The organism is Ochrobactrum sp. RH2CCR150, assembly GCA_014138095.1.
GTDB classification, from domain to species: Bacteria; Pseudomonadota; Alphaproteobacteria; order Rhizobiales; family Rhizobiaceae; genus Brucella; species Brucella gambitense.
Genome location: JACGXE010000010.1, coordinates 1 through 25,335, shown reverse-complemented (window position 1 = coordinate 25,335; position 25,335 = coordinate 1). Strand labels below are relative to the sequence as shown.

Sequence of the window (25,335 nt, the reverse complement as noted above, 5' to 3'; positions counted from 1 at the left end):
TCACAAAACAGACTGGAGAAACTCTTTGGTGCGCTGTTCTTTCGGTGCATGAAATATCTGTTCCGGCGTGCCCTGTTCACAGATACGACCTTTGTCGAAAAAGCAAACACGGTCAGAGACTTCGCGCGCAAAGCGCATCTCATGTGTTACCATCAGCATCGTCAGATCATGCTCTTGGGCGAGGCTGCGTATAACTGATAACACCTCACCGACAAGCTGTGGATCAAGCGCCGATGTCGGCTCATCGAAAAGCAAAACGCGAGGACGCATCGCCAGTGATCGCGCTATGGCGACGCGCTGTTGCTGCCCGCCTGATAGTTGTGACGGATAGTGATCCTTCTTGTCCGACAGACCGACGAGCGAAAGCAGATCCAGTGCTCGTGCTTCAGCTTCAGCGCGTTTGAGACCAAGCACGTGAACAGGCGCTTCGATGATGTTGCGCAAAACGGACATGTGGGGAAACAGATTGAAGCTTTGAAACACCATGCCGACATGCGACCTGATTTTGCGCAGATGCGCTTCGCTGGCATGGAACGGCTCCTTGCCTCCGGTTTCATGATAGGAGGTGCCACCCAATTCCAGTGTGCCCTCCTGAAATGGCTCCAGCGTCATGAGTATGCGAAGCACGGTGGATTTACCCGAGCCGGATGGACCAATGAGCGTGACTTTTTCGCCGGTGCTGACCGAGAAATTGAACTGATCCAATACGGTCAGCGCTCCAAAGCGTTTGACGACGTTTTGAAAGCGGATGATTTCCTGGGTCATTTGAGAGCGATCCCGTTCTTTGGAAGTTTGCGTTCAAGCAGGCGGATAGCTGCCGAGCAGATGAGCGTCAGGATGAGGAAGATCAGACCAACCATTGACAGTGGCACGAGATATTCGAACGTGCGGTCACCGATCAGATTGGCGAGATTGAGCATGTCGACAATGCTGACGACCGATAGAACCGGCGTCTCCTTGAGCATCGATACGAGATAATTGCCCATGGCTGGTACGATACGTGGCACCGCTTGAGGAATGACGATATCACGATAAGTCCGCCAAGGCGTCAGATTGAGTGCGCGCGCAGCTTCCCATTGCCCTCGGGGTATAGCTTCTATGCCGCCGCGATAGACTTCCGATGTATAGGCCGAATATTGCAAGCCAAGCGCCAGAGCGCCGGTTAGGAACGCGGGCAGAACGATGCCATAGACAGGCAAAACATAATAGAGGAAGAAAAGTTGGACCAATAGCGGCGTGTCACGTAGAAACTCCACGACAACGACGGTTGGCCAGGATACGATTTTGAGACTGCTGCGTCGGAGAAGCGCGAAGACCAGTCCGAGGACCAGGGCGATTGCAAAGCCCGTTGCTGCAGCCTTCAACGTCACTGTCAGGCCTATAGCCAGGATTGGCAGGATCGAGATGGCGAAGGATAGGGTAGACGAAGTATCCCAGGCATAACCATATATCATGCGAGACCTCCTGCCATCGTCTGGCGTCTAAGGCGTCGCTCCAGCCATCTTATTGCGGTTGCAAGCACGAGAGCCACGGCGAAGTAACCGAGCAGTGTGAGGGAATAGATGGTCACGCTATCCAGCGTCAGGTTGCGTAACCTCTGCGCCTGAAACGTCAAGTCACTGATTGCAATGAGGGACGCAAGGGCGGTATCCTTGAGATTATGGATCGCCAGATTACCAAAGGCTGGCATCATTTCGACAACTGCCTGTGGCAAGACAATATGAAACAGTGTGTGCCGCTTGCCAAAATTGAGCGCCCGTGCGGCCTCATGTTGGGCTTCCGGCACAGCCTGTAGCGCACCGCGCACCACTTCTGCACCATAGGCACCAATATTCAGGCCCAGCCCCATAATGCCGGTTGTGATCGGATCAAAGGAGATGCCGATCAGCGGCAGGGCATAGTAGAGCCAGAATAGCTGCACGAGAAGCGATGTACCACGGAAGACTTCGATATAGATCACCGCAATAGCGGACAGGAGTGGTCCACCTGCAAAGCGGGCTATGCCAGCGGCAAATGCGAGTATCGTGCCAATCACCATCGAACTGAGAGCCAGAATGATGGTGACTTGGGCACCTTTGAAAAGGGCGGGTAGATATTCCGTCCAATGCATAGGGTTGTCTCCCGGGCAGAGAAAAGACTGAACCCGCCGACCCCTGTTGAGACCGGCGGGTGCTGGTAAGCTTATTTCGCGTTACAGAGTGCCGCTGTGTCTGCCGTACGAGCAGCTTCTACGCTCTCATCGCTAAGTCCATATGTTGTCAGGATTTTCTTATAGTCGTCGGTCTTCTTGAACTCGATCAGCTCTTTGTTAAAGGCCGCGAAGAAGTCCTTGTCTTCAGGACGGAAACTGAAGGCGCCAAAGCTTCGAGCCGATTTTCCGTCAACGACGGGATCGGTGAAAGGATGAGCCTGTTCCAGCTGCGGTGAGTTTTCAACGAGCTTTGCAACTGTCAGTTCAGTTGCAGCATATGCATCAGCTCTACCCGTTTGCACCGTCGATGGCGCATCGGCATTGCCCTGGATCATAACAATCTGGGATTCGTCGATCCCCATTCCATGCAGAAAATCGATCTGATCAGCGCCCGAAACAATCGCGACCTTCAGGGAAGGGTCCTTCTTGATATCGTCGTAGGAGTGAATCTTTTTGGGATTACCCTTGGGCACCAGAAGTCCTTCACCATAGCTGGAATTGGCGACGGTGAACTGCACTTGCTTGCAGCGTTCCGGCAAGACATTCTGTTCAGCGGCCACAAACTCAAAACGCTTGGCTTTCAGCCCGGGGATAAGAGAGCCGAAGGGCGTGACAGTCCAGTCGACTTCTTCAATACCAAGCTTTTTAAAGATTGCGGCTGCGACATCGGGACCGATACCCTTGGCCGCGCCGCTCTCGTCCATATAGCCATAAGGCATCTCGTTGGCGGTTGCACCGCGAACAAAGCCAGCGCTTTTCAGGTCGTCGATTGTGACAGCTTGAGATGGCAAGGTAAGGCCAATTGTAGCCACCGCAGAAAGCAGAGCGGAAATCGTATAAAGTTTCATGCGCATCGTGTTCACTCCTCTTTAAAATTACCGGTTTTGTTTTGCACCGGCTTATTGCTTCAATGTCTCTATTGGCACGTGTTAACGCGTGACGGGCTCCTCGCAGATCGTAGCGATGACCGAGAGGCAGTCACCCATTTTGACAAGCCCTGGGAAGTGGCGGGCGGCCAGAACGCCGTCGAGCCTCGCGCGGTATTCCTGTGGCGCACCACCGGTTCGCGCAATGTTATGCACACGGGCGATGACATCGCCCTTCCGAACTTCGGAACCAAGATCGACAAGAGGCTCCAGAAGGCCGTCTGTGTCTGCAAACCCGAAACAGTCTTGTGACGGCATATCGAGCCACACAGTCGGCGAGTGTTCAATCTCACCTTCCAGAATGCCGGAATGGCGCAAAAGGTTGCGCACGCCGCGTTTGGCAATGGCAGCCGAGCGGGCGGATATGGTTCCACCACCTGCAAGTTCGGTTGTCACGAACAGTTTCCCTGCATCCTCCGCAGTAGTGTCATACATGCCCACTGCATCGATCTCGATCATGCGCATGGAATAGGGCGCAGAGAAGGCCTTGACCGCCGCAAAGCAGCGGCTTTCCTGCTTCTTGTCAGGCAGAGCGTGTGCAGCCGCATAGGGCAAGAAATCGAGCGTGCGCCCACCAGAATGAAAGTCCAATACCACATCGGCATCAGGCAACAGATAGCGGGTGAAATAGTCGGCGATTTTCTCCGTTACCGTGCCATCCGGACGGCCCGGAAAACTGCGATTGAGATTGCCTTTATCAATTGGGGAGGTGCGTGTACCAGCTTGAAAGGCCGGAAAATTCATCGCAGGCACGATGATGACGCGACCTTTGATCTGATCCGGCTTCAGGTTCGCTGCAAGATCGTAAAGCGCGACGGGCCCCTCATATTCATCGCCATGATTGGCTCCGGTCAGCAAGGCCGTCGGACCGTCACCGTTGCGGATCACACAGATGGGGATCATCAACGAACCCCATGCAGAATCGTTCCGCGACCACGGTAGTCGCAAATGACCATGCTGGACCCCATCCAGATTGAGATCGACAGTTGGCGTGATCGGAGAGGGGCGTAAAGGTGGTGTAGTATGCATCATAACAGACCTAGTCCTTGACCACCAGCTTGCGCGGTACGTTTGAAAGGCATTCGACACCGTTTTCCGTGATGACAATGCTTTCAGTAATTTCCAGTCCCATGGTTTCGAGCCAAAGCCCCGTCATAAAGTGAAAAGTCATGCCCGGCTGCAATTCAGTGCGGTCACCGGATCTAAGGCTCATCGTGCGCTCGCCCCAGTCCGGCGGGTAGGAAAGTCCGATCGAATAGCCAGTGCGATTGTCTTTCACGATGCCATATTTCTTCAAAACATCGAAAAACCCTGCGGCAATATCTTCGCATGTATTGCCAGGACGTGCGGCGGCGAGACCTGCCTCCATCCCCTCCAATGTGGCCTTTTCGGCATCAAGAAATGCTTGCGTAGGCTTACCGAGAAAGACCGTGCGAGAAAGCGGACAATGATAACGCTTGTAGCAACCTGCGATTTCAAAGAACGTGCCTTCGCCGGATTTCATCGGCTGATCGTTCCATGTCAAATGGGGGGCCGATGCGTCCGCACCTGACGGCAAGAGCGGCACGATGGCAGGGTAATCACCGCCGAATTCAGCCACACCGCGCGTTCCTGCGTCGTAGATTTCCGCCACAAGATCGCATTTGCGCATGCCGGGTTCTATTGTATCGACGATACGCTTGTGCATAGCCTCGACAATGCGGCCCGCTTTACGCATATAGTCGATCTCGGTAGAGCTTTTGACCGCGCGTTGCCAATTCACCAGGCCCTGCGCATCTTTGAAACACGCATTCGGTAGGCCTTTCTGCAATGCATGATGGGCGGCTGCCGTATACCAGTAATTGTCGAACTCCACCGCGATGGTCTTGTTGCCCCAGCCTTTGTCGTTGAGGATGGACGCCAGTAAATCCATCGGATGCCGTTCCAGCGACTGCACATAATGATCGGGATAGCCAATGATGCTGTCATGACTGATCCAGGCCGTGCGCTTTGCGCCGTTACCGTCCTGACCACGCCCATACCATATTGGTTCTCCATCCATCGCAAGGACGACGCATTGATGGACGTAAAAGGACCAACCGTCGTAACCGGTCAGCCAGTGCATGTTGGATGGGTCAGTTACGATGATAATATCGAAGCCGGCCTTATCCATGGCGCGTCTGGTCTTGGCAATTCTGGCGTCATACTCGGCGCGGGTGAAATTGAGTTCAACGCTCATTGATGGCCTCCAGCAGATTTGTTCGAGTCGATTTTAGTACCGGCGTTGCGGGTAATTGCGCGTTCGGTAGCAAGACGCGCAATGGCGGTATCCTGAACGCCCGTGCCTGTCAGGTCGCAGAAAGTGATGTCTTCGGCATTGCGATGAAAAATGCCTTCTTCCAAAATGATCCGTCCGAGTTCCGGGAAAGAGGCGTCGGCTTTGACAATCCCGGCTTCAATTGCGTGATGTAACTCACCCAGCCTGCGCGTTTGGCTCAGGCTGTCCGCGACGTAGAGGACTGGACGACGGAAAATCGCGGGATCTATTTCGTTCTTGTGTTCGGCATCCGAACCCATTGCGGTGAGATGCTGCCCCGGCTCCAACCAGTCCGCGTCAAGAAGAGGCTTTTCAGACGGAGTTGTCGTGACGATGATATCAACGTTGGCACAGGCTTTCCGCGCATCCTCTACAGGAACGACGGGGATGTCGAGTTTCTGTTCGAGGATCGCTGCAGCGCTTTTGGCTCTGGTGAAATCACGTGCCCAGATGCGTGCTTCCCGGATTGGGCGCACCAACATCAGGGCCTCTAGCTGCAACTGGGCCTGTGTGCCTGCGCCGAAGATCGCGGCCTTGCTTGCATCTTCACGTGCTAAATGTCTTGCAGCGACCGCACCAGCAGCGGCCGTGCGAACATCGGTCAGATAACCATTGTCGAGTAGCAGGGCTTCAATAAGCCCGGTTTTTGCCGAAAACTGGATCATCAAGCCGTTGGTGGAGGGCAAGCCAATGGATGGATTGTTGAAAAATCCGGGACTGATTTTGATCGCGAAACTATCGAGGCCGGGAATATAGGCGGTTTTAACGTCGACTTCCCCGCGCTCGGCAGGAATGTCGAGCCGGAGGATAGGCGGCATGCTGACTTTACCGCTTGCAAGCGCGCGAAACGCATCCTCAACACACGCAATGCTCTCCAGATCAAGCGCTATGAACTGACGGAGATCTCCCTCGCTCAATATCCGCATCTCGGCCATCAGTTCGCCCCCTCTACACTGGCACTCATGATGATGCGATGCTGTTTGGGGTCTATATTACCGCCCGAAACAATGATCGCTGTGGGTGTGGAAATCTCAAGCTTCCCACTGAGCAGTGCCCCTACTCCAACTGCTGCAGCGCCCTCAATGATCTCGCTCTCATGGATAGCCATGTGCCTTACGCCTGCGGCAATCTCCTCTTCCTCAAGCAAAATCACGTCGTCCAGCAGATCGCGGCACATAGCGAAGGTCCAGCGATTATCTAGTCCAATGCCGCCTCCAAGTGAGTCTGCAAGCGTATCCACTTCTTCCACATTGACGGGATGGCCTTTAGCAAGACTTGCCTGCATTGCAGCACCGCGCTGCATGGAGATGCCAATTAGTCTGGCTTTCGGCTTAAGAGCCTTAACTGCAGCAGCTATACCTGATGCAAGTCCGCCACCAGAAAGCGGGATCAAAACGGTCTCAATCTCGGGCGAACTTTCCAGAAGTTCAAGCCCGACCGTTCCCTGACCTGCTATCACATGGGGATCATCGAACGGTGGGACCACATTCATTCTCTGGTCACGGGAGAGACGAGCGACTTCCTCCATTGCATCATCTTGAGATTTTCCAACAATGCGAATATCCGCACCCAGTCGATGTATGGCTTCGACCTTGTTTGGTGGAACGAGTGAAGACAGGCAGATGGTGGCTTTAAGACCCTGCAGGGAAGCTGCATGGGCCAATGCGCGACCGTGATTTCCCGTTGAAGCAGCGACAACCCCGAACATCCGCTTCGAAGCTGGCAGGCTTAGAACAGCATTTGTAGCGCCTCTCAATTTGAAGCTGCCTGTGGTTTGGCGATTTTCAAGTTTGAGAAAGACAGGTGTTCCCGATATTTTACTGAGGGCATTTGAGCGGCCAAGCGGGGTTCGCTTGACATGGCCTTTTAACCTGTCGCGGGCTTGTTCTATTTCTCTGATGCTCACCGTTTCGGACACGCCTATTGCCTCTCGGAGCTGGTTGAGTGACGGAAACGCTGCAGCCAATTTGAAGGATGCTCAAACGCAAGGCGCAATAATGCACCATATGCGAAACCGTCTGGCCGCAAGCTCGTTCCCCATGTCTTGATTATTTTCGTTGCAATATGTGTGAAAGACAGGGAAGATCATGTCAATGATTATATTGGATCATTACAATTAGATTTCCGCACTGTTTTGGCGGCGAGCCTTGCCAGCCCTTCTTGCTCATGCCAGGGAACGGCGCCCGAATTAGATAACCTCATGTGAACCGGATCAACCAAATGAAGTCCGCCTTGAAGCTTGATGCTGTTGATCTACGCATTCTCGATGCAGTGCAGGAGAATGCAAAAATCACGAAACTCGCATTGGCGGAAAAGGTTGGGTTATCCCCGACACCGTGCTGGTTACGCCTTCGCAAGCTGGAAGACGCGGGCATAGTGACCGGTTATCATGCGCACATCGCCTATCGAAAAGTCGCGCCCATCGTGCATGTTATCGTGCAGATTACACTGGGTAATCATCGGCAGAGCGACTTTGATCGATTTGAGCGGGCTGTTTCGGCGTTACCGGAAATCATTTCTTGTTGGTCTGTTGGCGGCGGCGTGGACTATTTCCTGATGGTCGCAGCGCGCGATATTGATGGCTACCAGCGGTTGATCGACCGGCTTTTGGACCAGAGTATCGGTATCGAGCGCTATTTCACGTATATTGTGACCAAGTTGGTCAAAGACGCGAAAGGCGCTGCGCCACTTTCACTCCTGACGGATAATCCTGCATAGACCAAGCGGACTACGAACAGGGGCTATATTGGTCCAAATCACCTGTACTGCAATCTGCTTTGGTCCAAATCCACAGTGCTCTCATGAGATGCTTTTCCTGAATTGGGAGAAGCACGATGAATGCCGTTCTGGATCATCCTATACAACATGACGGGCTTAAAAGGCTCCGGGACAAACATCTTTTTCGAGAGCTTGCCTATATCAATGGGCGTTGGATGTCCGGCGAGAAGGCCGAGACATTTCCGGTTGTCGACCCCGCGACTGGCCAGCGCCTCGCACGTGTCGCAAGTCTGAACGCGACCCACACTCTTGCGGCAGTTGATGCTGCAGAGAGTGCATTTCCTGTTTGGTCACGGTTGCTGCCGCAGGAGCGCGCGGGTATTTTACGGCGATGGTATGAACTGATTGTTCAGAACAGGGACGACCTCGCAGTGCTCATGACGCTGGAGCAGGGCAAACCGCTCTCTGAATCCCTCGGCGAGATCGACTATGGCGCAGCCTTTATTGAGTGGTTCGCCGAAGAAGCAAAACGCCTGAACGGAGAAACAATAGCCAGCCATCTGCCCGATGCCGAAATGCTCGTGCGTCGTGAGGCTCTTGGTGTTGTGGGTCTGGTAACGCCGTGGAATTTCCCGAATGCCATGATTACCAGAAAGGCAGCAGCGGCTCTTGCCGCAGGTTGTCCGGTCGTCGTCCATCCGTCCTCCGAGACACCGCTTTCCGCACTGGCGCTGGCTGAACTTGGCGAAAGAGCAGGCTTTCCCGCTGGTATTTTCAACGTAGTCACGGGCAAGGCGGCGCCAGTCGTCGATACGCTTTGCAATGACACCAGAATACGCGCGTTGAGCTTTACCGGTTCCACCCAGATCGGCAAGTTGATCGCTTCAAAATGTGCTGCAAGCGTAAAACGCCTTGTCATGGAACTTGGCGGGCATGCGCCATTGATCATATTCGACGACGCGGATCTGGAGCGAGCAGTAGACGTGGCGATGGCTGCGAAATTCGCCACTTCGGGTCAAGACTGCCTTGCTGCCAATCGCATTTTTGTCCAGCGCGGCATTCTCGCGTCCTTCACCGAAGCCTTTGCGACGCGCATCGCATCGCTCAAGGTTGGTCATGGTTTCGAGGCTGGGGTGGATATCGGGCCGCTGATGCATGAACGGGCCATCGCCAAGGTCGAAGAGCACGTCGAGGATGCGCGTGGGCGTGGGGCAAGTGTGCTCGTTGGCGGAAATCGTATCGGCGAAAACACGTTGTTTTATGAGCCGACCTTGCTGGTCGATGTGCCGAATGACGCGGCGATCATGCATGAAGAAACCTTCGGTCCGGTTGCTGCAATTACCGCCTTTGATCATGAAGATGAGGTCATCGCGCGGGCTAACGCCACAGAATATGGCCTCGTCGCTTATGTCGTAACGGCAAACGGTGCCCGGCAACTGAGAATGGGGCGTGCGCTCGAATACGGCATGGTTGCCATCAATCGCGCCAAGATCACCGGAGCACCCATCCCCTTTGGCGGCTGGAAACAATCCGGACTAGGGCGAGAAGGCTCGCATCACGGCATCCAGGCGTTCACCGAACTCAAGTATATTTGCATCGATACCGCCGCATGAATGTGTCGCGAAATGAAAGGAAACTGACAGTGTTAAACAACAGCAACGAACTGACCGCCTGGGACCGCGATCATTTTTTCCACCCATCAACACATATGGGCATGCATGCGCGCGGAGAGACGCCAACCCGAGTATTGGACGAAGGCAACGGCGTGTTCATCACCGATGTGAATGGACGTCAGAGCCTTGATGCTTTTGCCGGCCTCTATTGTGTGAATGTGGGTTACGGCCGCAAGGAGATCGCTGATGCGATCGCTGAGCAGGCTCATAAGCTTGCCTATTATCATGCTTATGTGGGCCATGGCACAGAAGTATCGATCACGCTTGCCAAGATGATTATCGACCGGGCACCAGCGCATATGAGCCGCGTCTATTTCGGCTTATCCGGCTCTGACGCCAACGAAACCAACATCAAACTGATATGGTACTACAACAATATTCTTGGGCGCCCCGAAAAGAAAAAAATCATCTCGCGCTGGCGCGGATATCACGGCTCCGGCGTCATGACTGGCAGTCTGACCGGTCTTGCGACCTTCCATAATGCATTCGATTTGCCGCGTGCACCTATTTTGCATACGCAGGCACCTTATTATTTCCGCCGCGAGGACCGCTCGATAAGTGAGGAGCAATTCTCGCAATATTGTGCTGATCAGCTTGAAGAAATGATCCTCGCCGAGGGACCTGACACGATTGCTGCTTTCATCGGCGAGCCTGTATTGGGTACCGGCGGGATCGTACCGCCTCCGGCTGGCTATTGGCAGAAGATACAGGCTGTTCTCGACAAATACGACATTCTGCTGGTCGCAGACGAAGTGGTGACTGGTTTCGGTCGTCTGGGCAGCATGTTTGGTTCCGAACATTATGGAATGAAGCCTGACCTGATTACTATCGCCAAAGGATTGACGTCGGCCTATGCGCCACTTTCTGGATCGATAGTCTCGGATCGCATGTGGGACGTGCTGGTCAAGGGATCGGACAAGATGGGACCGATCGGGCATGGTTGGACCTATTCGGCGCATCCGATCTGCGCGGCTGCCGGTGTAGCAAATCTCCAGCTCATTGATGACCTGAAACTCGTGGAGAATGCCGGTTCGACCGGTGCTTATTTCCGCAAGGCGCTTCAGGATGCTATCGGCGATCACAAGCATGTCGGAGATGTGCGCGGTGAGGGGCTGATGGCTGCAGTCGAGTTTGTGGAAGATCGCGATGATCGCAGGTTTTTTGACCCGTCGCTCAAGATTGGGGCACAGATTTCGGCAGCCCTCCTTGCCAACGGCGTCATCGGGCGTGCAATGCCGGAAGGTGACATTCTGGGCTTTGCGCCACCGCTCTGTCTGACGCAGGACGAAGCGGATCAGGTCGTTTCAGCAACGAAAACAGCAATTGAAAGCGTTTTCGCAAATCGCTGACAACAGGACTGCGCGGGGTCAACTTCACGATAGGTTGGCTCCGCATTGTTGACGATATTTCTGCATTCTGCGACATTCGAGTCATGCAGAACTCCATCTCTATCGATCAGGACTATCTCGTCGCTCGGCTCAAAGCGCTTCTTTCGATACCAAGCCCAACCGGCTTTACGGATGAAGCTGTTCACTATGTTGCGCGTGAATTGGAAATGCTCGGTCTGGAAGTCATGTTGACCAGACGCGGCGCTATTCAGGCGCGTCGATCGGGTGCATCCAGACGCCCGGCGCGAGGCATTGTCTCCCATGTTGACACATTAGGCGCTCAGGTTAAGTATCTGAAAGATAATGGCCGGCTCGAGCTTGTCTCCATCGGCAACTGGTCTGCCCGTTTCGCGGAAGGCGCGCGTGTATCCATCTTTTCCGGTAAAGGAACCTATCGCGGGTCAATCCTGCCATTGAAGGCCTCCGGGCACACTTTCAACGAAGAAGTGGATAGTCAGCCAGTGGGCTGGCCCTATGTCGAATTGCGGGTCGATGCCCTGGCACGAAACAAGGAAGACCTTGTCCAGCTTGGCATTGATGTCGGCGACATTGTTGCTGTCGACCCCGCACCGGAGTTTATCGATAACGGCTTCATTGTTTCTCGCCATCTGGATGACAAGGCAGGCGTTGCCATCATGCTGGCCTCTCTTGAAGCCATGCAGCGAGGTGAAATCGAAACGCCAGTTGACACCTATTGGCTTTTCACGATTGGCGAAGAAGTGGGGGTCGGCGCATCGGCTGTGGTGGTTCCCGATATTGCCTCTCTTGTTGCCATCGATAATGGAACCACTGCGCCAGGACAAAACTCATCTGAATTCGGCGTAACACTTGCTATGGCTGATCAGACCGGACCGTTCGATTATCACCTGACCAAGAAGCTCTATGAGCTTTGTGGCGAACACGATATTCAGGTGCAGAAAGATGTGTTTCGCTATTATCGCTCAGATGCGGCTTCAGCTGTTGAAGCCGGGCATGACGTGCGCACAGCGCTATTGACGTTCGGGGTCGATGCGTCGCACGGATATGAGCGCATTCATCTGAGTGCTTTGACATCGATTGCAAAACTGACCGTTCATTACGCAATGAGCGACGTGGAAATTAAACGCGATGCCGAAGAAACTGCCAAGGGATTGAAGGGCTTTACGCATCAAAAGTCCACCAAAGCCGAACAGGACTTGAAGCCGGAAGACACGCCTGCCGAATAGCAAAAATTGACCGGAACTTGCGGGCGGGCCAGGGCCCGCCTTTTTCGTCGGCTTGAAATTTATTATGATAATTCATTGATCCCTACGATTTTATGCTTATAAATTAGAGTCAGCTAATTGGCATAACGAAAGGGGATCGCTCTATGAGAAGATTATTTCGTGCTGCGCTGACAGCGATAGCGCTCGCAATTGCGGGACCTGCAATGCCGTCGCTGGCTCAAACGCCGCCCAATGTATTGATCGTCGGACAGATTGCTGAGCCGCAATCTCTCGATCCGCATACGGTGACCGCAACCAATGATTTCCGTATTCTGGTCAATATGTATGACGGCCTCGTGCGCTATAAGGATGGGACGCTTGAGGTTGAACCGGCACTCGCTGAAAGCTGGACAATTTCGGATGACGGTAAAACCTATCGCTTCAAGCTGCGTCAGGGTGTCAAATTTCACGATGGGTCGGATTTCAACGCCGAAGCGGTGAAATTCAACTTCGACCGCATGCTGAAGGAGGATCACCCTTTCTACAACACGGGGCCTTTTCCGCTTTCCTTCAATTTCTCATCGATTGAAGCGGTCAATGCGATTGATCCGGCAACAGTCGAGTTCAAACTGAAGGAGCCATTTGCACCGTTCCTGTCCAATCTGGCTTACCCAACCGGTCTGATCGTATCGCCTGAAGCCGTGAAGAAATACGGTAAGGAATTTGGGCGCCATCCATCGGGAACGGGTCCGTTCAAATTTGCAGAATGGCAATCTGGTCAACGCGTTGTCGTGGAACGAAACCCCGACTATTGGGATGGTGCACCCGCCTTGGAAGCCATCGTATTTCGCCCGATCACTGATTCCAATACCCGCGTCGCTGAGATGATGGCTGGTGGTCTTGATGTGATGGTGGAAGTGCCGCCAGACAATCTCGCCACCTTCAAGCAGGACGAGAACTTCGCCGTTGCCGAGCAGGCTGGACCTCACGTCTGGTTCACGATTCTGAATGCAAAAACCGGTCCTTTTTCTGATAAGAAGGTGCGTCAGGCCGCAAACTACGCAGTCAATAAGCCAGCGCTCGTCGATAATGTTCTGCAAGGCTCGGCAACTGTGGCAGCCGGCCCCATTCCACCTGCTTTCAACTGGGTGGAGGACAAAACAGAGCCTTATCCCTATGATCCAGAAAAGGCAAAAGCATTGCTGGCCGAGGCCGGGGTCACCAATCCAGAGATTACATTTTATGTGACTGAGGGCGGTTCCGGCATGCTTGACCCCATCACCATGGGAGCAGCTATCCAGGCTGATCTGCAGGCTGTTGGGTTTAAGGTGAAAATCGAGACCTACGAATGGAACACCTTTCTGGGTCGCGTAAACACCGGTCTCGATGGCAAAGCCGATATGGCGGAAATGGCGTGGATGACCAATGACCCTGATACAGTACCATATCTGACTTTGCGGACGGACGCCTTGCCTGACAAGGGTGGGTTTAATTCCGGCTATTACTCCAACCCGCAACTGGACACGCTTCTCGAAAAGGCGCGCACCTCGACCGATCAGGCCGAACGGGGCAAACTCTACGGCGAGGTGCAGGCAATTGTGCATGACGATGCGCCGTGGCTTTTTGTGGCCAATTGGAAGCAGAATGCGGTCACGACAGCAGCTGTCAAAGGCTTCAAGCTGCAACCGTCTTTCCTGCTGCATCTGAAAGACGTGACAAAGGGTTAAGTCTCAAGCCCGCTTGCCAGAGTCTACGGCAGCATTATTCCCGGACGTGAAGGAGGGCTTGAAATGCCAGCCTATATTCTAAAACGCCTTGCCGCGGTCATCCCCGTCCTGCTGGGACTTTCGATCATCGTTTTCCTTGTGATGGCCATGATCCCCGGCGATACGGCAACTGCATTGCTAGGCTCGTATGCGACACCGGAAAACGTTGAGCGCGTAAACCGCGATCTTGGTCTGGATAAGCCGCTTGTGCAGCAATATTTCATTTGGATCAGCAATCTGTTGCACGGCGACTTTGGCCGTTCCTTTGTGCTCAACAGACCAGTGCTTGATGAAGTGCTGGAGCGATTCCATGCTACGCTGATCTTGGCTGGTGTGGCGCTCGTCCTGTGTTCCATCGTCGGCTTGCTCGCGGGCATCGTCTCGGCGGTACGGCAATTCGGTTGGGCTGATCGCGCGATAACCTTTGCGGTTCTGGCCGGAATTTCCATCCCGTCATTCTGGCTAGGCCTATTGCTGATTTATCTTTTTGCAGTTCATTGGCGAGTGCTGCCGGCCTCGGGAATGTATGCTGTCTATGGCGGCGGGGATCTGAAAGACCTGCTCTGGCATCTGATTTTACCAGCGGCAACGCTTGCCGTTGTAGCGGCTGGTGTTATCGCCCGATTGACACGCAGCGCGATGCTGGAAGTCCTGCGACAGGACTATATCCGCACGGCCCGCGCCAAGGGGCTCAATGAACGGCGGGTGATCTATCGCCACGCGTTTCGCGCGGCACTTGTCAGTGTCATTCCCGTTATCGGTATACAGGCAGGTTTTGTGCTGGGTGGAGCGGTCTATATCGAAACCGTGTTCCAATGGCCCGGTATCGGCGCGATGTTAGTGAAGGCCATATCCACGCGCGATATCCTGCTAGTCCAGGGCGGTGTGCTTGTGGTGGCTGCAAGCTACGTCATTTTCAATCTGGTTGCCGATATTCTCCAGACCGTGCTTGACCCGAGGATTCGCACATGAGCTTTCTGACACAAACTGCGGCTGTACCGGCGCAGACACGTCTAACCTCATGGGGATTGCTCATGAGCAATCGGCTGGCCGCTTTCGGCTTTTTCCTGCTGACTGCTATCTGTCTTGTGGTTCTGGCGGCACCGTTGCTGCCTTTACCTGATCCGGATGCAACAGCGCCCGCGACACGTCTACAGCCATTGTTCGCGTCCGGCCATTTGCTCGGAACGGATCAACTTGGGCGAGATATTCTAAGCCGGGTCATCTGGGGGACACGTGTATCGGTGGCGGTGGGCTTTGCTGCAACTTTGATAGCGGCTGTTATCGGTTCTTCCATCGGCCTTGTCGCTGGCTTTGTTGGTGGCCGCACCGATAATCTGATGATGCGCGGCATCGATATGTTGATGGCGTTCCCTTACATACTGCTTGCCTTAGCCATTGTTGCAGTTCTCGGGCCGGGTTTGATGAATGCGCTTTTCGCTATAGCCGTCGTGAACATCCCGTTTTTTGCGCGCAATGTCCGTGGTGTTACGCTCGGTCTCGCCCATCGCGAATTCATCGATGCGGCGCGGCTTTCCGGCAAAAGTCCTACTTCGATCCTGGCGAGCGAGGTTCTTCCGAATGTCATGCCGGTGATCGTCATTACCATGTCGACAACTGCCGGTTGGATGATCCTTGAAACAGCCGGTCTCAGTTTTCTTGGTCTGGGAGCACAACCCCCGCAGGCTGATCTGGGGTCGATGCTGGGTGAGGGCAGGGCACAGCTTTTCAATGCGCCGCATGTGTCGATCATACCCGGTCTGATGATTTTCCTGCTCGTGATCAGCTTGAATGTGCTGGGCGACGGTGTGCGCGACATACTCGATCCACGCCTGCGGTCCGGTGCACTTGCACGCCCCGGCGCCAGAACGGAAATAGCCCGTGATCGCGCCACGAAATCCGTTGCGCCCGGCGATGCGATATTGTCGGTCGAGGCGCTGGAAACTGGTTTTGTCAGCAGCGGGCGTTTCACCCCTGCCGTGAAGAATGTTTCTCTCCAGTTGCATCGGGGAGAGTGTCTCGGCCTCATTGGAGAAAGCGGTTCAGGAAAGAGCGTTACCGCGCTTTCAATCATGGGGCTCGTGGCATCGCCGCCGGGGCTTATTCGTAACGGTTCGATATGTCTGGAGGGCAGGGATGTTCTTTCCCTGCCGGAAACAGAACTCACGACCCTTCGTGGAAGCAAAGTGGCCTATGTGTTTCAGGATCCGCTGACGACATTGCATCCAATGTATTCCATCGGCTGGCAGGTTGAAGAAGCCATTGGAGCGCATCGTCGTATGACAGCAACCGAGCGACGTGAACAGGCAATAGTCCTGCTGGAGAAGGTTGGCATTCCGGACGCCCGAGACCGTGCCAGTCACTATCCGCATCAGCTTTCCGGAGGACAGCGCCAGCGTGTTGGCATCGCGATGGCTCTCGCCAATGACCCCGATGTCATCATCGCCGACGAACCGACCACCGCGCTGGACGTGACCGTGCAGGCGCGAATTCTCGATCTGCTGCGTGAATTGCAGCGTGAGCGCGGTATCGCGCTGTTGTTCATCACCCATGACTTTGGGGTGGTTTCGGAAATCTGTGACCGCGTTGCGGTGATGAAAGATGGCGAGATCGTCGAGACCGGTACTGCAAAGGAGGTCTTATCCAATCCGCAGCATGACTATACGCGTCGACTGATTGCTTGTGTGCCCGAACTCGGACAAGGCGCAAGTTTTCTCGACAAGGTAGCGAAAGTCTTCGGACGCGAGAATAAAGGCATGAAAGCATGAGTGAAATTGCGATCAGTGCACATGAGCTTACCAAGACATTTGGTGGTGGGCGAACTCTTTTCGGTCGAAAACGCCATCAGGTCGATGCGGTCAAAAATGTGTCGCTTGATCTGCGGCGGGGGGAGACACTTGCCGTGGTCGGGGAAAGCGGATCGGGTAAAAGCACGCTTGCACGGATGTTTGTGGGACTGGCCGAACCGACAAGCGGGACCATGACAATCGCGGACCGCGATGCAACCGATCTGCGCAAATCGGGTGCTCGCGCATTTGGCAAGGTCATTCAATATGTTTTTCAGGACCCTGTCGCTTCACTGAACCCGCGCAAGACGATCAAGCAAATTCTGGACGTTCCACTTAATCTTCTAGGCAAACTTGATGCTGCGCAGCGTGCACAGAAAATGGCGCAGTTGCTCGATGCGGTACAAATGCCCAGAGACACGCTGGATCGCTATCCGCATGAGTTCTCGGGCGGGCAGGCGCAGCGCATTGCGATTGCGCGAACGCTCGCAGCGGAAGCCGAGATCATTGTACTGGATGAGCCCGTGAGCGCTCTTGATGTTTCGGTACAAGCTCAGGTTCTATTGCTTCTGGAAGAGCTCAAGCGCGAATTTAATCTATCCTATCTTTTCATAAGTCACGATCTGGCGGTCGTGGAAGCGATTTCAGATCGTGTAGCAGTGATGTATTTCGGGGAAATTGTCGAGGAAGCTGAAGCGAGAGAGCTTTTCGGTCATCCGAAACACGCCTATACGCGACAATTGCTGGAAAGCGCACCACGCATCAGGAAAGAGTAGAAGCGGCATGGTCAAAACGGGCCTTCAAAATGGCGGCGTAACAGGCGCACGAGCGCGCCCGGGTGCAACAAAAGCCAAGCGCAGACCGGAGGAAATTGCCGACCGCATCAAAGATTTCATACGAGTGAAAACACTGGAACCCGGAGATCGGTTACCTCAGGAAAAGGAATTGATCGATCGGTTCAAGGCCGCCAAGGGGACTGTTCGTGAGGCGATGAAAGCGCTTGAAACGCAAGGGCTTATCTACACACGAAGCGGACCGGGTGGCGGCGCATTTGTGGCTGAGCCATCGGCGCGACATGCCATGGAAATGCTGGGCAGTTTTTTCTTCTTTGACCAGCCAGGCTTGAGCGAAATCTACGCGATACGGAAATTGCTGGAACCGGAAATTGCTGCATTGCTTTCAGGCAAACTCACACAAGGCGATGTCATCAAGCTTGAAAACACGATGCGTATCTATGACCGCCCTCCGCTTGATCTGGAAGATCAATATCAGCAACGCGTGGCGGAGCTGGATTTCCATTCGCTGCTGGCGCAACAATGTCCTGACAGGCTGCTAGGTTTCGTTTGTGGGCTGACGCACCACCTTTTGCGCAGCCTGCCTGTTGCGCGCGCAATCTATGCAGATCCAACGCCTGCTTCCCGCGAAGCTGGTCTTGTTTTCCAGCATCGCCTGCTTGCCGCTCTTACGGAAAACAGGGCTGAGGATGCCCGGCGCATCACTTATGAACACATGGCGGCAGCGGAAGACTATATGCTTTCTAAAGCCGGGACTGTCGCTATTGCGGGGTAGGAAAAGTCGATAAAAATGGGAACCATCCCGGCGCTCTTGCATTTGCAACTATGAGGGCCGCCGCCAGAACATAAGCGACGGCCCCATTCGTGATAGCGTTGCTGGAAAAGTGTGAAACAGTTTTCAGCAATGCAAAGAGACGGAGCGGGTATGGCGGATCAACCGTCACAGGACACGCTCCCATTATGACAATGGAGGTTTCGACCCTTTTTATGTGTGGAATTTGCGGAGAAGTCAGGTTCGATGGCGGTACGCCATCGGTTTCGGCAGTCTCGAAAATGGCAGATGTCTTGAGCCCCAGAGGGCCAGACGCATCTGGTATCGTCATCCGGGGCAATATCGGCTTCGGTCACAGAAGACTGAGAATTCTCGATCTTTCCGAAAAATCTCAACAGCCAATGATCGATGCAGATCTCGGTCTGACATTGGTATTCAATGGATGTATCTACAATTTTCGCGAGTTACGCGCGGAGCTTGAAGCGAAGGGTTACCACTTCTTCTCCGATGGAGACACCGAGGTGATCCTGAAAGCTTGGCATGCGTGGGGAGAAAATTGCATCTCGCGGTTTCTAGGAATGTTTGCTTTCGCAATTCACGAACGCGATACTGGGCGGATCATTCTTGCGCGAGATCGTTTCGGGATAAAGCCGCTCTATCTCGCCGAGGTCAATGGCGCATTGCGCTTTGCATCTTCTTTGCCTGCACTGGTGAAGGCGGGTGGTGTTGATACATCAATTGACCGTGCTGCCCTCCATAATTACATGAGCTTTCACGCTGTCGTTCCGCCGCCGCGAACGATCTATGAAGGCGTACGCAAGCTTCCGCCCGCAACGATGCGTATTTATGAGGCCAATGGCAGTTTCAAGGATCGCATCTATTGGCAGGCGCCGTATCGCCGACTTCCGGGGGACAACGCGCTCAGCAGCGAGGAGTGGCAGGAACAGCTGCTGGACATGCTCCGCTTGGCAGTCAAAAGGCGCATGATTTCAGACGTTCCGGTCGGCGTTCTTCTTTCCGGCGGTGTGGATTCCAGCCTCATCGTAGGCTTGCTAGCGGAAGCAGGCCAGACTGGTCTTATGAGCTTTTCTGTCGGTTTCGAAGAAGCCAATGGTGAGAAAGGCGACGAATTCGTCTATTCGGACCTGATAGCCAAGCACTTCGGAACAGATCATCATAAAATCTTCGTTCCGTCGGCGGATCTTATGGACGCTTTGCCCGGAACCATTGCCGCCATGTCGGAACCGATGGTCTCTTATGACAATGTCGGCTTTTACCTTCTGTCTAAAGAGGTGTCGAAACATATCAAGGTGGTCCAGTCCGGTCAGGGTGCTGACGAGGTGTTTGGTGGCTACCACTGGTATCCGCCGCTTGTGGATTCCAACGATGTTGTTAGCGACTATGCCAAGGGCTTTCGCGACCGCACGCATGCCGTGCTTGCAACGCAACTGTCTCCGGAATGGATGCCCGAGCGAGATTACAGTCAGGAACTTCTCGAAGAGAAGTTGCTAGAAGACGGTGCCGATACGCCCGTTGATCGTGCACTCAGGCTTGATACCAATGTCATGCTCGTGGACGACCCGGTCAAGCGCGTCGATAATATGACGATGGCATGGGGGCTGGAAGCGCGCGTTCCTTTCCTCGACCACGAACTGGTTGAACTGGCAGCGCGTATTCCGCCGGAGGAAAAGCTGCGCGATGGCGGTAAAGGCATCCTCAAGGACGTAGCGCGAAAAGTCATTCCAAGCGAAGTCATCGACCGCAAGAAGGGTTATTTCCCGGTACCGCAGCTAAAATACATCGCTGGCCCTTATCTCGACATGCTACGGGATGCGCTTTCATCTCAGAAAGCACGTGAGCGTGGGCTTTTCCAGCGTGACTATCTTGAGCGTCTGTTTGCCAAACCATCAGACCACATCACACCGCTGCGTGGCTCGGAACTGTGGCAGGCCGGACTGCTGGAAATGTGGCTCCAGACACAGGAGGCATAAATGCGAAATCATGGTGAGGAACATATGACCCGGCAGAAAGCCAGGGGCGGCAAGGCTCTTTCACATCGTCTGACACGCTTGCGCACGCCTGAAAATGCTGGATTTTACCAGGAACATTCGCATGGCGGCAACAAGGTGGAAGCCGATAATAGACAACACAATGTCACCCTCGATTGCGGTTGGGGGCGACTGTTGTTTGCCCAGACATTCGACAGCAATCAGTCCATTGTCGACGCAATGCGAGCGGAGGCGCCAGCGAGCAGAGATATTTTATTCTATGTCAGCGACCCACACGTACTGCTGTCGCTTGCACCTCACGAAATATTCCTTGATCCGTCGCATACATATCGTCTGGAACTCTCAACTTACCGGGCCGGTGGACGCCGCACACGCGGCATCACCATTCGCCGCGCTATTTCAGAAATTGATGCGGACGGCATCAATGGTGTTTATGCCGCGTGCGGCATGGTTCAGCTTCGTGAAGACTTCTTTTCTGCAGAGCGCGTCAATCGTGCAGTCACCTATTTTGTCGCTCAGGACGATGTCACTGGCGAGATTGTTGGCACAGTGACCGGTATTGACCATCAGCGCCTGTTCGATGATCCAGATCGGGGAGCGTCGCTTTGGTGCCTTGCGGTTCACCCTCAGGCACGCCAGCCCGGCATCGGCGAAAAGCTGGTGCGCATGCTTGCCGAACATTTTCAGGCTCGCGGCCTGCGTCATGTTGATTTGTCAGTGCTGCACAATAATGAAAACGCAATTCGTCTCTATGAGAAACTCGGTTTCAATCGCGTTCCGCTCTTTGCGGTTAAATGCAAAAACGCAATTAATGAAAAGTTTTTCGCATCCCGTCTCGAAGCTGTTGAAGCACTTAATCCCTATGCACGGATTATCGTGGACGAGGCAATGCGCCGGGGCGTGCAGGTCGATGTAACGGATGCAGAGGGTGGGTTCTTTCGTCTCTCTTATGGAGGGCGTTCAGTTCATTGTCGCGAAAGCTTGTCCGAGATGACATCCGGCGTTGCGATGTCGATCTGCGACGACAAAGCCGTAACCAGACGCGTCGTCGAAAAAGCGGGACTGGTTGTTCCCGCGCAGATTTCCGCAGACGAAAGTACTGAAGTGCTTGAGGCATTCTTACGCCAGCATGGGAAACTTGTCGTCAAACCGGCGCGAGGAGAGCAGGGGCGCGGAATTTCCGTTGGAATATCCGACATGAAACACCTTCAGACAGCGATCAAACAAGCCCGCACTGTTTGTGATCGTGTGTTACTGGAGGCATGTTTTGAGGGTGAGGATTTGCGCCTGGTCATCATCAACTATGAGCTTGTCGCCGCGGCAGTGCGGCGCCCTCCGCGTGTGATGGGTGATGGAAAAGCAACGGTGCGAAAGCTCATCGAAATCCAATCGCGAAGGCGCTCCGCTGCGACTGGTGGGGAAAGTCGCATCCCTATTGATGCGGAAGCGAAACGATGCCTTCAGGAACAAAAATTGTCCCTCGATAGCGTACTAGAAGATGGCCATGAGATAACCGTGCGTAAAGCGGCTAATTTGCATACGGGTGGAACTATCCATGACGTGACGTCGATCGTTGACCCCAAACTTGTTGACGCCGCCTGTCGCGCCGCGCGCGCAATCAATATCCCAGTGGTCGGTATAGATTTCATGATCAAACAGCCGGACAAACCAGAGTACATCTTTGTTGAGGCCAATGAACGACCCGGCCTTGCCAATCATGAGCCAAGGCCGACAGCAGCTAAATTCGTTGAGTGTCTGTTTCCCCAGCTCTACAGAGAAGGCTGATAAGGCTTCCGGTGTTACGTTAAACCTCGATATGAGTAACGCGGTCTAAGCGTCGATTATGTAATGACAATGCCCGCATCAAATACATCGCCATATCCAATCCATTTCATTGGCTCTATCGACGACGCTGGGGCCGCAAATGCAAAACAGGTGCCCGGCTTTTAGCTGGGCACCTGTTTGGCGTCTTTTGGTTCAGCGTTTTGAATGCTGCTTGTTATGCCTTGCCGAGACGCTTGCGCAGTTCAGTATTTTCCGAACGAAGCTTCGCAGCCAGTTCCTTGCGCAGCTTGATGTTTTCGGCTTCCAGTGCCACAAGCGCCTTCAGATCGTCGCTCGTCGAAGATGCCTTTGCGGCAGCTGCCGGTGCTGCGGTCTTTCCAGCAGCGTTCTTCCAGTTGTAATAGGTCTGTTCGCTGACTTCAGCCTGCTGCAGTGCAGCCTTCAATGTGGTCTTGCCGCCCTTGGTGGCCTTCTCGACAGATGCAAGAATGGAAGCACGTTCTGCAGGCGTATATCGCTTTACCTGACGACCAGCCGGAGCAGCAACAGCTGCTGCGCTCGCCTTGACGGCCTTGGGAGCAGCCTTTGCAGCTTTAGGGGCCTTGGCTGTCTTTGCAGCTGGCTTTGCGGCAGCAGCTTTGGGCTCAGCCTTCTTGCGCGGTGCGCGGGTTTTCGGCTTGGCGCTTGCTGGCTCAGCTGCAGCGGTCTGGTTTGCTTCTACAATGGTTTCATCAGCCATGTTCAGGTTCTCCTGGATTGATACTCGGGTAAGCTTTCCGGTCGCCGAATATATGGGACAATGCTTAATGCAACTATAAGTGCCATTACTTTGACACTTTGTGAAGAGATGCCCTCAAATGAGCATGGTGAGCTGATCTATTATATGTCTCGATTGTTTGTTGAAAACCGAGGATGGAATCTATAGGTAGAGCGTAGTACCTGTCGGGGCACCTCCATGGAAATTGATTGAGAAAGCTATTTTCGGATGAAGAATCCAATCCGCAATGTTGTCGTTGAATATAAGAACCGACGTGCACGTAAGGGCGGCAATTCGCTTTGGGGCAATCTCGATCTGAAATCGATTGCACGTGCAGTGGAAGAGGACACCAAGGCACCGGCACCTGTCGAACCAACACAGCCCGCGATTTCCGCAACCAGCAGTGAGCCTGTAACGACAACCCACGAGCCATCGCTTCAGGTGGAAGCCGTTGTTGAGCCGAAGATCGTTGTTGCAGACGCGCCGGAAATCATCGCCGCTGAAGCAGAAGTTGCTCCGCAGGAGACCCAAAATCCCGTCGCTGCCAAAGCGGCGACTTCTCCTGTCCGCACAAGGAAAAAGCTTAACGTCCCCCGTCGTTTAAAGTCACTTGCTGACAAGCCGGTGAAGGTCAAGCCAGCGCCCAAGGCCACAGCTGACATTCTGGATGAACTGGCTGCGCTAGAAGCGGAGAATGTCGCGCTAAAGCGGCAGCTAGCCGAGAAGCTCAGCATAGAAAATAAACGCATGCGAAAAATGCTGAACAGCTAAAGCTTGACTGTTCAGCATACGATATTACTATTGATTATAGTTGTTATTATCGTCGGAAAAATACTTGCCATTTGACACTTGATTTGAAATTATAAACTTATTTACATAAAAATTCTGGCGACCTGGGGGGCATTTCGACTTCTTCAGTATCGAAGAGGGGCGGAGCATGGACGCAAAGTCAGTCTATATTACAGTCATGCTGATCATTCTTGCGAACGGTGGTGTTTTGAGCGCCATTCTTTCCGACTTTCCAGCCGCGTTGCGCCCGGCTGCCCGCATCTGGCAATGGGCAACGCTTCTCGTTGCGCTCGGCTGTGGAATTTTCGCGGCCGAGGTTTATTTACCCAAAAATTTCACGGTTATTGTAGCAAATATAGTGCTCGTTATAGCGCTCAGCATGTACCATCTGGCCATAAGACGCTTTCACGGATTACAGCTCTACTCAAATGTGCTGTTGGTGCCGCTTTTCGGTATGCTCGCATTTCTTTACTACATAGTCTTTGTTCCAGACATCAAAGCACGTGTGGTCATAGTATCGGTTCTCTGGGCCTGCATCATGCTGGCCTCCACGTCGATACTGATCAGCAAAGAACATTCCGCGGAGTATCAATCCCGTAGCCGTTTTGCGATGGCGGTCATCTATATGATGGCAGCATTCACCACTATTCTCCGTGCCGTTTTGTATGTCTCTCTTGATACACAGGCGAACTTTACGATAGCGGATAACACTCACTGGATGAATAGTGTCACGCCAGTCTTCTTATCGGTACTGCCTGTCATTGGGACAACGACATTCCTGCTCATGTGCTCCGATCAGGTGAAGCGCCGTTGGCAGAATGCTGCATCTCGTGACTATCTGACGGATCTGCCCAACCGGCGCTCACTGATCGCTTATGGCACGTCGATTATCGAATCCGGCGACGAAACTTCCAAGCATCGAGCTGTTGCAGTTCTGGATATTGATTGGTTCAAATCGATCAATGATACCTATGGTCATTTCGCGGGGGATCTTGTTCTTCAAACTCTTGCGCAGAGGTTGAAAGCAGTGCTGGAAGCGGACGACTTTATCGCTCGGACGGGCGGCGAGGAATTCGTCATCATCTTTGGTGAGAAAGGCAGTCTCAATGCTGAATTGGCAGCGGAGCATATTCGAAACGCCGTGGCTGAGAGCATGTTTGCGATAGAGAATACGTCGATATCAGTGACGGTTTCGATCGGTCTTGTGACCCGGAGCGCACCTGCTAAGTTCGAGGACGTCATGATCCGCGCGGATAAGGCGCTTTACACAGCCAAGAACAGTGGACGCAATCGCACAGAAGTTGTTGCAATGGGCGAGGCTTGATCGCGTAGAATGAACGATCTTCCCTTGGTTCTACTAGTTTTCAAAGTTCCATAAGATAGATTACGCGATCCAATAGTGTAGTCGGGGTGAGTTCTAGCTTGAAGTGCGACTTGCAAACGATAACAATGAGTTATCCCACGCAAGGAACCCGTCATGGAACGCACCTACTCGCATATT

22 protein-coding genes are annotated in these 25,335 nt (G+C 53.7%); 13 read left to right on the top strand and 9 right to left on the bottom strand.

The window, feature by feature from the left end:
- The 8 genes from ehuA to eutB form a co-directional block, all read right to left on the bottom strand.
- Window positions 1-765: an ectoine/hydroxyectoine ABC transporter ATP-binding protein EhuA gene (gene ehuA / locus FHW03_RS18485; protein WP_182521943.1), complete on the bottom strand. Its 765-nt coding sequence runs from the start codon at window positions 763-765 to the stop codon at window positions 1-3.
- Window positions 762-1,454 (bottom strand): ectoine/hydroxyectoine ABC transporter permease subunit EhuD, encoded by a 693-nt coding sequence (gene ehuD, locus FHW03_RS18480; protein ID WP_182521942.1) that lies wholly within the window; start codon window positions 1,452-1,454, stop codon window positions 762-764. The genes ehuA and ehuD overlap by 4 nt, the downstream gene beginning before the upstream one ends.
- Window positions 1,451-2,110 carry an ectoine/hydroxyectoine ABC transporter permease subunit EhuC gene (gene ehuC / locus FHW03_RS18475; protein WP_182521941.1) on the bottom strand — a complete coding sequence of 220 codons (660 nt, stop codon included), beginning with the start codon at window positions 2,108-2,110 and terminating at the stop codon, window positions 1,451-1,453. The genes ehuD and ehuC overlap by 4 nt, the downstream gene beginning before the upstream one ends.
- A gap of 71 nt (window positions 2,111-2,181) precedes the next feature.
- Window positions 2,182-3,045, bottom strand: coding sequence for an ectoine/hydroxyectoine ABC transporter substrate-binding protein EhuB (gene ehuB, locus FHW03_RS18470; protein ID WP_182521940.1), 864 nt, complete (start codon window positions 3,043-3,045; stop codon window positions 2,182-2,184).
- 75 nt (window positions 3,046-3,120) lie between these two features.
- Complete coding sequence (gene doeB, locus FHW03_RS18465) at window positions 3,121-4,146, bottom strand: N(2)-acetyl-L-2,4-diaminobutanoate deacetylase DoeB (RefSeq protein ID WP_182522054.1); 1,026 nt, start codon at window positions 4,144-4,146, stop codon at window positions 3,121-3,123.
- Between the two features lie 10 nt (window positions 4,147-4,156).
- On the bottom strand, window positions 4,157-5,335 hold the full coding sequence (gene doeA / locus FHW03_RS18460; RefSeq protein WP_182521939.1) for an ectoine hydrolase DoeA: 1,179 nt from the start codon (window positions 5,333-5,335) through the stop codon (window positions 4,157-4,159).
- Window positions 5,332-6,348 (bottom strand): cyclodeaminase, encoded by a 1,017-nt coding sequence (locus FHW03_RS18455; protein WP_182521938.1) that lies wholly within the window; start codon window positions 6,346-6,348, stop codon window positions 5,332-5,334. Before FHW03_RS18455 ends, doeA begins: the two co-directional genes overlap by 4 nt.
- On the bottom strand, window positions 6,348-7,331 hold the full coding sequence (gene eutB, locus FHW03_RS18450; protein ID WP_182521937.1) for a hydroxyectoine utilization dehydratase EutB: 984 nt from the start codon (window positions 7,329-7,331) through the stop codon (window positions 6,348-6,350). The genes FHW03_RS18455 and eutB overlap by 1 nt, the downstream gene beginning before the upstream one ends.
- Before the next feature lie 314 nt (window positions 7,332-7,645).
- Here eutB and FHW03_RS18445 point away from each other — a divergent pair, with 314 nt between their 5' ends.
- The 11 genes from FHW03_RS18445 to ngg all read left to right on the top strand — a co-directional run bounded on the left by FHW03_RS18445 (window position 7,646) and on the right by ngg (window position 22,288).
- The gene (locus FHW03_RS18445) at window positions 7,646-8,131 is read left to right on the top strand and encodes an Lrp/AsnC family transcriptional regulator (protein WP_182522053.1); all 486 of its coding nucleotides are present in this window, start codon (window positions 7,646-7,648) and stop codon (window positions 8,129-8,131) included.
- A gap of 116 nt (window positions 8,132-8,247) precedes the next feature.
- Complete coding sequence (locus FHW03_RS18440; RefSeq protein ID WP_182521936.1) at window positions 8,248-9,744, top strand: NAD-dependent succinate-semialdehyde dehydrogenase; 1,497 nt, start codon at window positions 8,248-8,250, stop codon at window positions 9,742-9,744.
- Between the two features lie 29 nt (window positions 9,745-9,773).
- Window positions 9,774-11,153, top strand: a complete 1,380-nt coding sequence (locus FHW03_RS18435) for an aspartate aminotransferase family protein (protein ID WP_182521935.1) — start codon at window positions 9,774-9,776, stop codon at window positions 11,151-11,153.
- A gap of 83 nt (window positions 11,154-11,236) precedes the next feature.
- Window positions 11,237-12,397, top strand: coding sequence for an osmoprotectant NAGGN system M42 family peptidase (locus FHW03_RS18430; RefSeq protein ID WP_182521934.1), 1,161 nt, complete (start codon window positions 11,237-11,239; stop codon window positions 12,395-12,397).
- 143 nt (window positions 12,398-12,540) lie between these two features.
- Window positions 12,541-14,103, top strand: a complete 1,563-nt coding sequence (locus FHW03_RS18425) for an ABC transporter substrate-binding protein (protein ID WP_182521933.1) — start codon at window positions 12,541-12,543, stop codon at window positions 14,101-14,103.
- 63 nt (window positions 14,104-14,166) lie between these two features.
- Window positions 14,167-15,114 carry an ABC transporter permease gene (locus tag FHW03_RS18420; protein WP_182521932.1) on the top strand — a complete coding sequence of 316 codons (948 nt, stop codon included), beginning with the start codon at window positions 14,167-14,169 and terminating at the stop codon, window positions 15,112-15,114.
- Window positions 15,111-16,910 (top strand): dipeptide/oligopeptide/nickel ABC transporter permease/ATP-binding protein, encoded by a 1,800-nt coding sequence (locus FHW03_RS18415; protein WP_182521931.1) that lies wholly within the window; start codon window positions 15,111-15,113, stop codon window positions 16,908-16,910. The genes FHW03_RS18420 and FHW03_RS18415 overlap by 4 nt, the downstream gene beginning before the upstream one ends.
- Window positions 16,907-17,704 carry an ATP-binding cassette domain-containing protein gene (locus FHW03_RS18410; RefSeq protein WP_182521930.1) on the top strand — a complete coding sequence of 266 codons (798 nt, stop codon included), beginning with the start codon at window positions 16,907-16,909 and terminating at the stop codon, window positions 17,702-17,704. The genes FHW03_RS18415 and FHW03_RS18410 overlap by 4 nt, the downstream gene beginning before the upstream one ends.
- A 7-nt stretch (window positions 17,705-17,711) precedes the next feature.
- A complete protein-coding gene (locus FHW03_RS18405; protein ID WP_182521929.1) occupies window positions 17,712-18,497 on the top strand; it encodes a GntR family transcriptional regulator in 786 nt (261 codons plus the stop codon).
- A 212-nt stretch (window positions 18,498-18,709) separates the two neighbouring features.
- A complete protein-coding gene (locus FHW03_RS18400; RefSeq protein WP_182522052.1) occupies window positions 18,710-20,485 on the top strand; it encodes an N-acetylglutaminylglutamine amidotransferase in 1,776 nt (591 codons plus the stop codon).
- Window positions 20,486-22,288 carry an N-acetylglutaminylglutamine synthetase gene (gene ngg / locus FHW03_RS18395; RefSeq protein ID WP_182521928.1) on the top strand — a complete coding sequence of 601 codons (1,803 nt, stop codon included), beginning with the start codon at window positions 20,486-20,488 and terminating at the stop codon, window positions 22,286-22,288. It begins immediately after the preceding gene.
- A 214-nt stretch (window positions 22,289-22,502) separates the two neighbouring features.
- On the opposite strand, the gene FHW03_RS18390 is transcribed toward ngg, so the two are convergent.
- A complete protein-coding gene (locus FHW03_RS18390; protein ID WP_182521927.1) occupies window positions 22,503-23,027 on the bottom strand; it encodes a transposase in 525 nt (174 codons plus the stop codon).
- A 246-nt stretch (window positions 23,028-23,273) separates the two neighbouring features.
- Here FHW03_RS18390 and FHW03_RS18385 point away from each other — a divergent pair, with 246 nt between their 5' ends.
- The gene (locus tag FHW03_RS18385; protein ID WP_182521926.1) at window positions 23,274-23,816 is read left to right on the top strand and encodes a hypothetical protein; all 543 of its coding nucleotides are present in this window, start codon (window positions 23,274-23,276) and stop codon (window positions 23,814-23,816) included.
- 166 nt (window positions 23,817-23,982) lie between these two features.
- Window positions 23,983-25,158, top strand: a complete 1,176-nt coding sequence (locus FHW03_RS18380) for a GGDEF domain-containing protein (RefSeq protein WP_182521925.1) — start codon at window positions 23,983-23,985, stop codon at window positions 25,156-25,158.
- The last annotated feature ends 177 nt before the right edge of the window (window positions 25,159-25,335 follow it).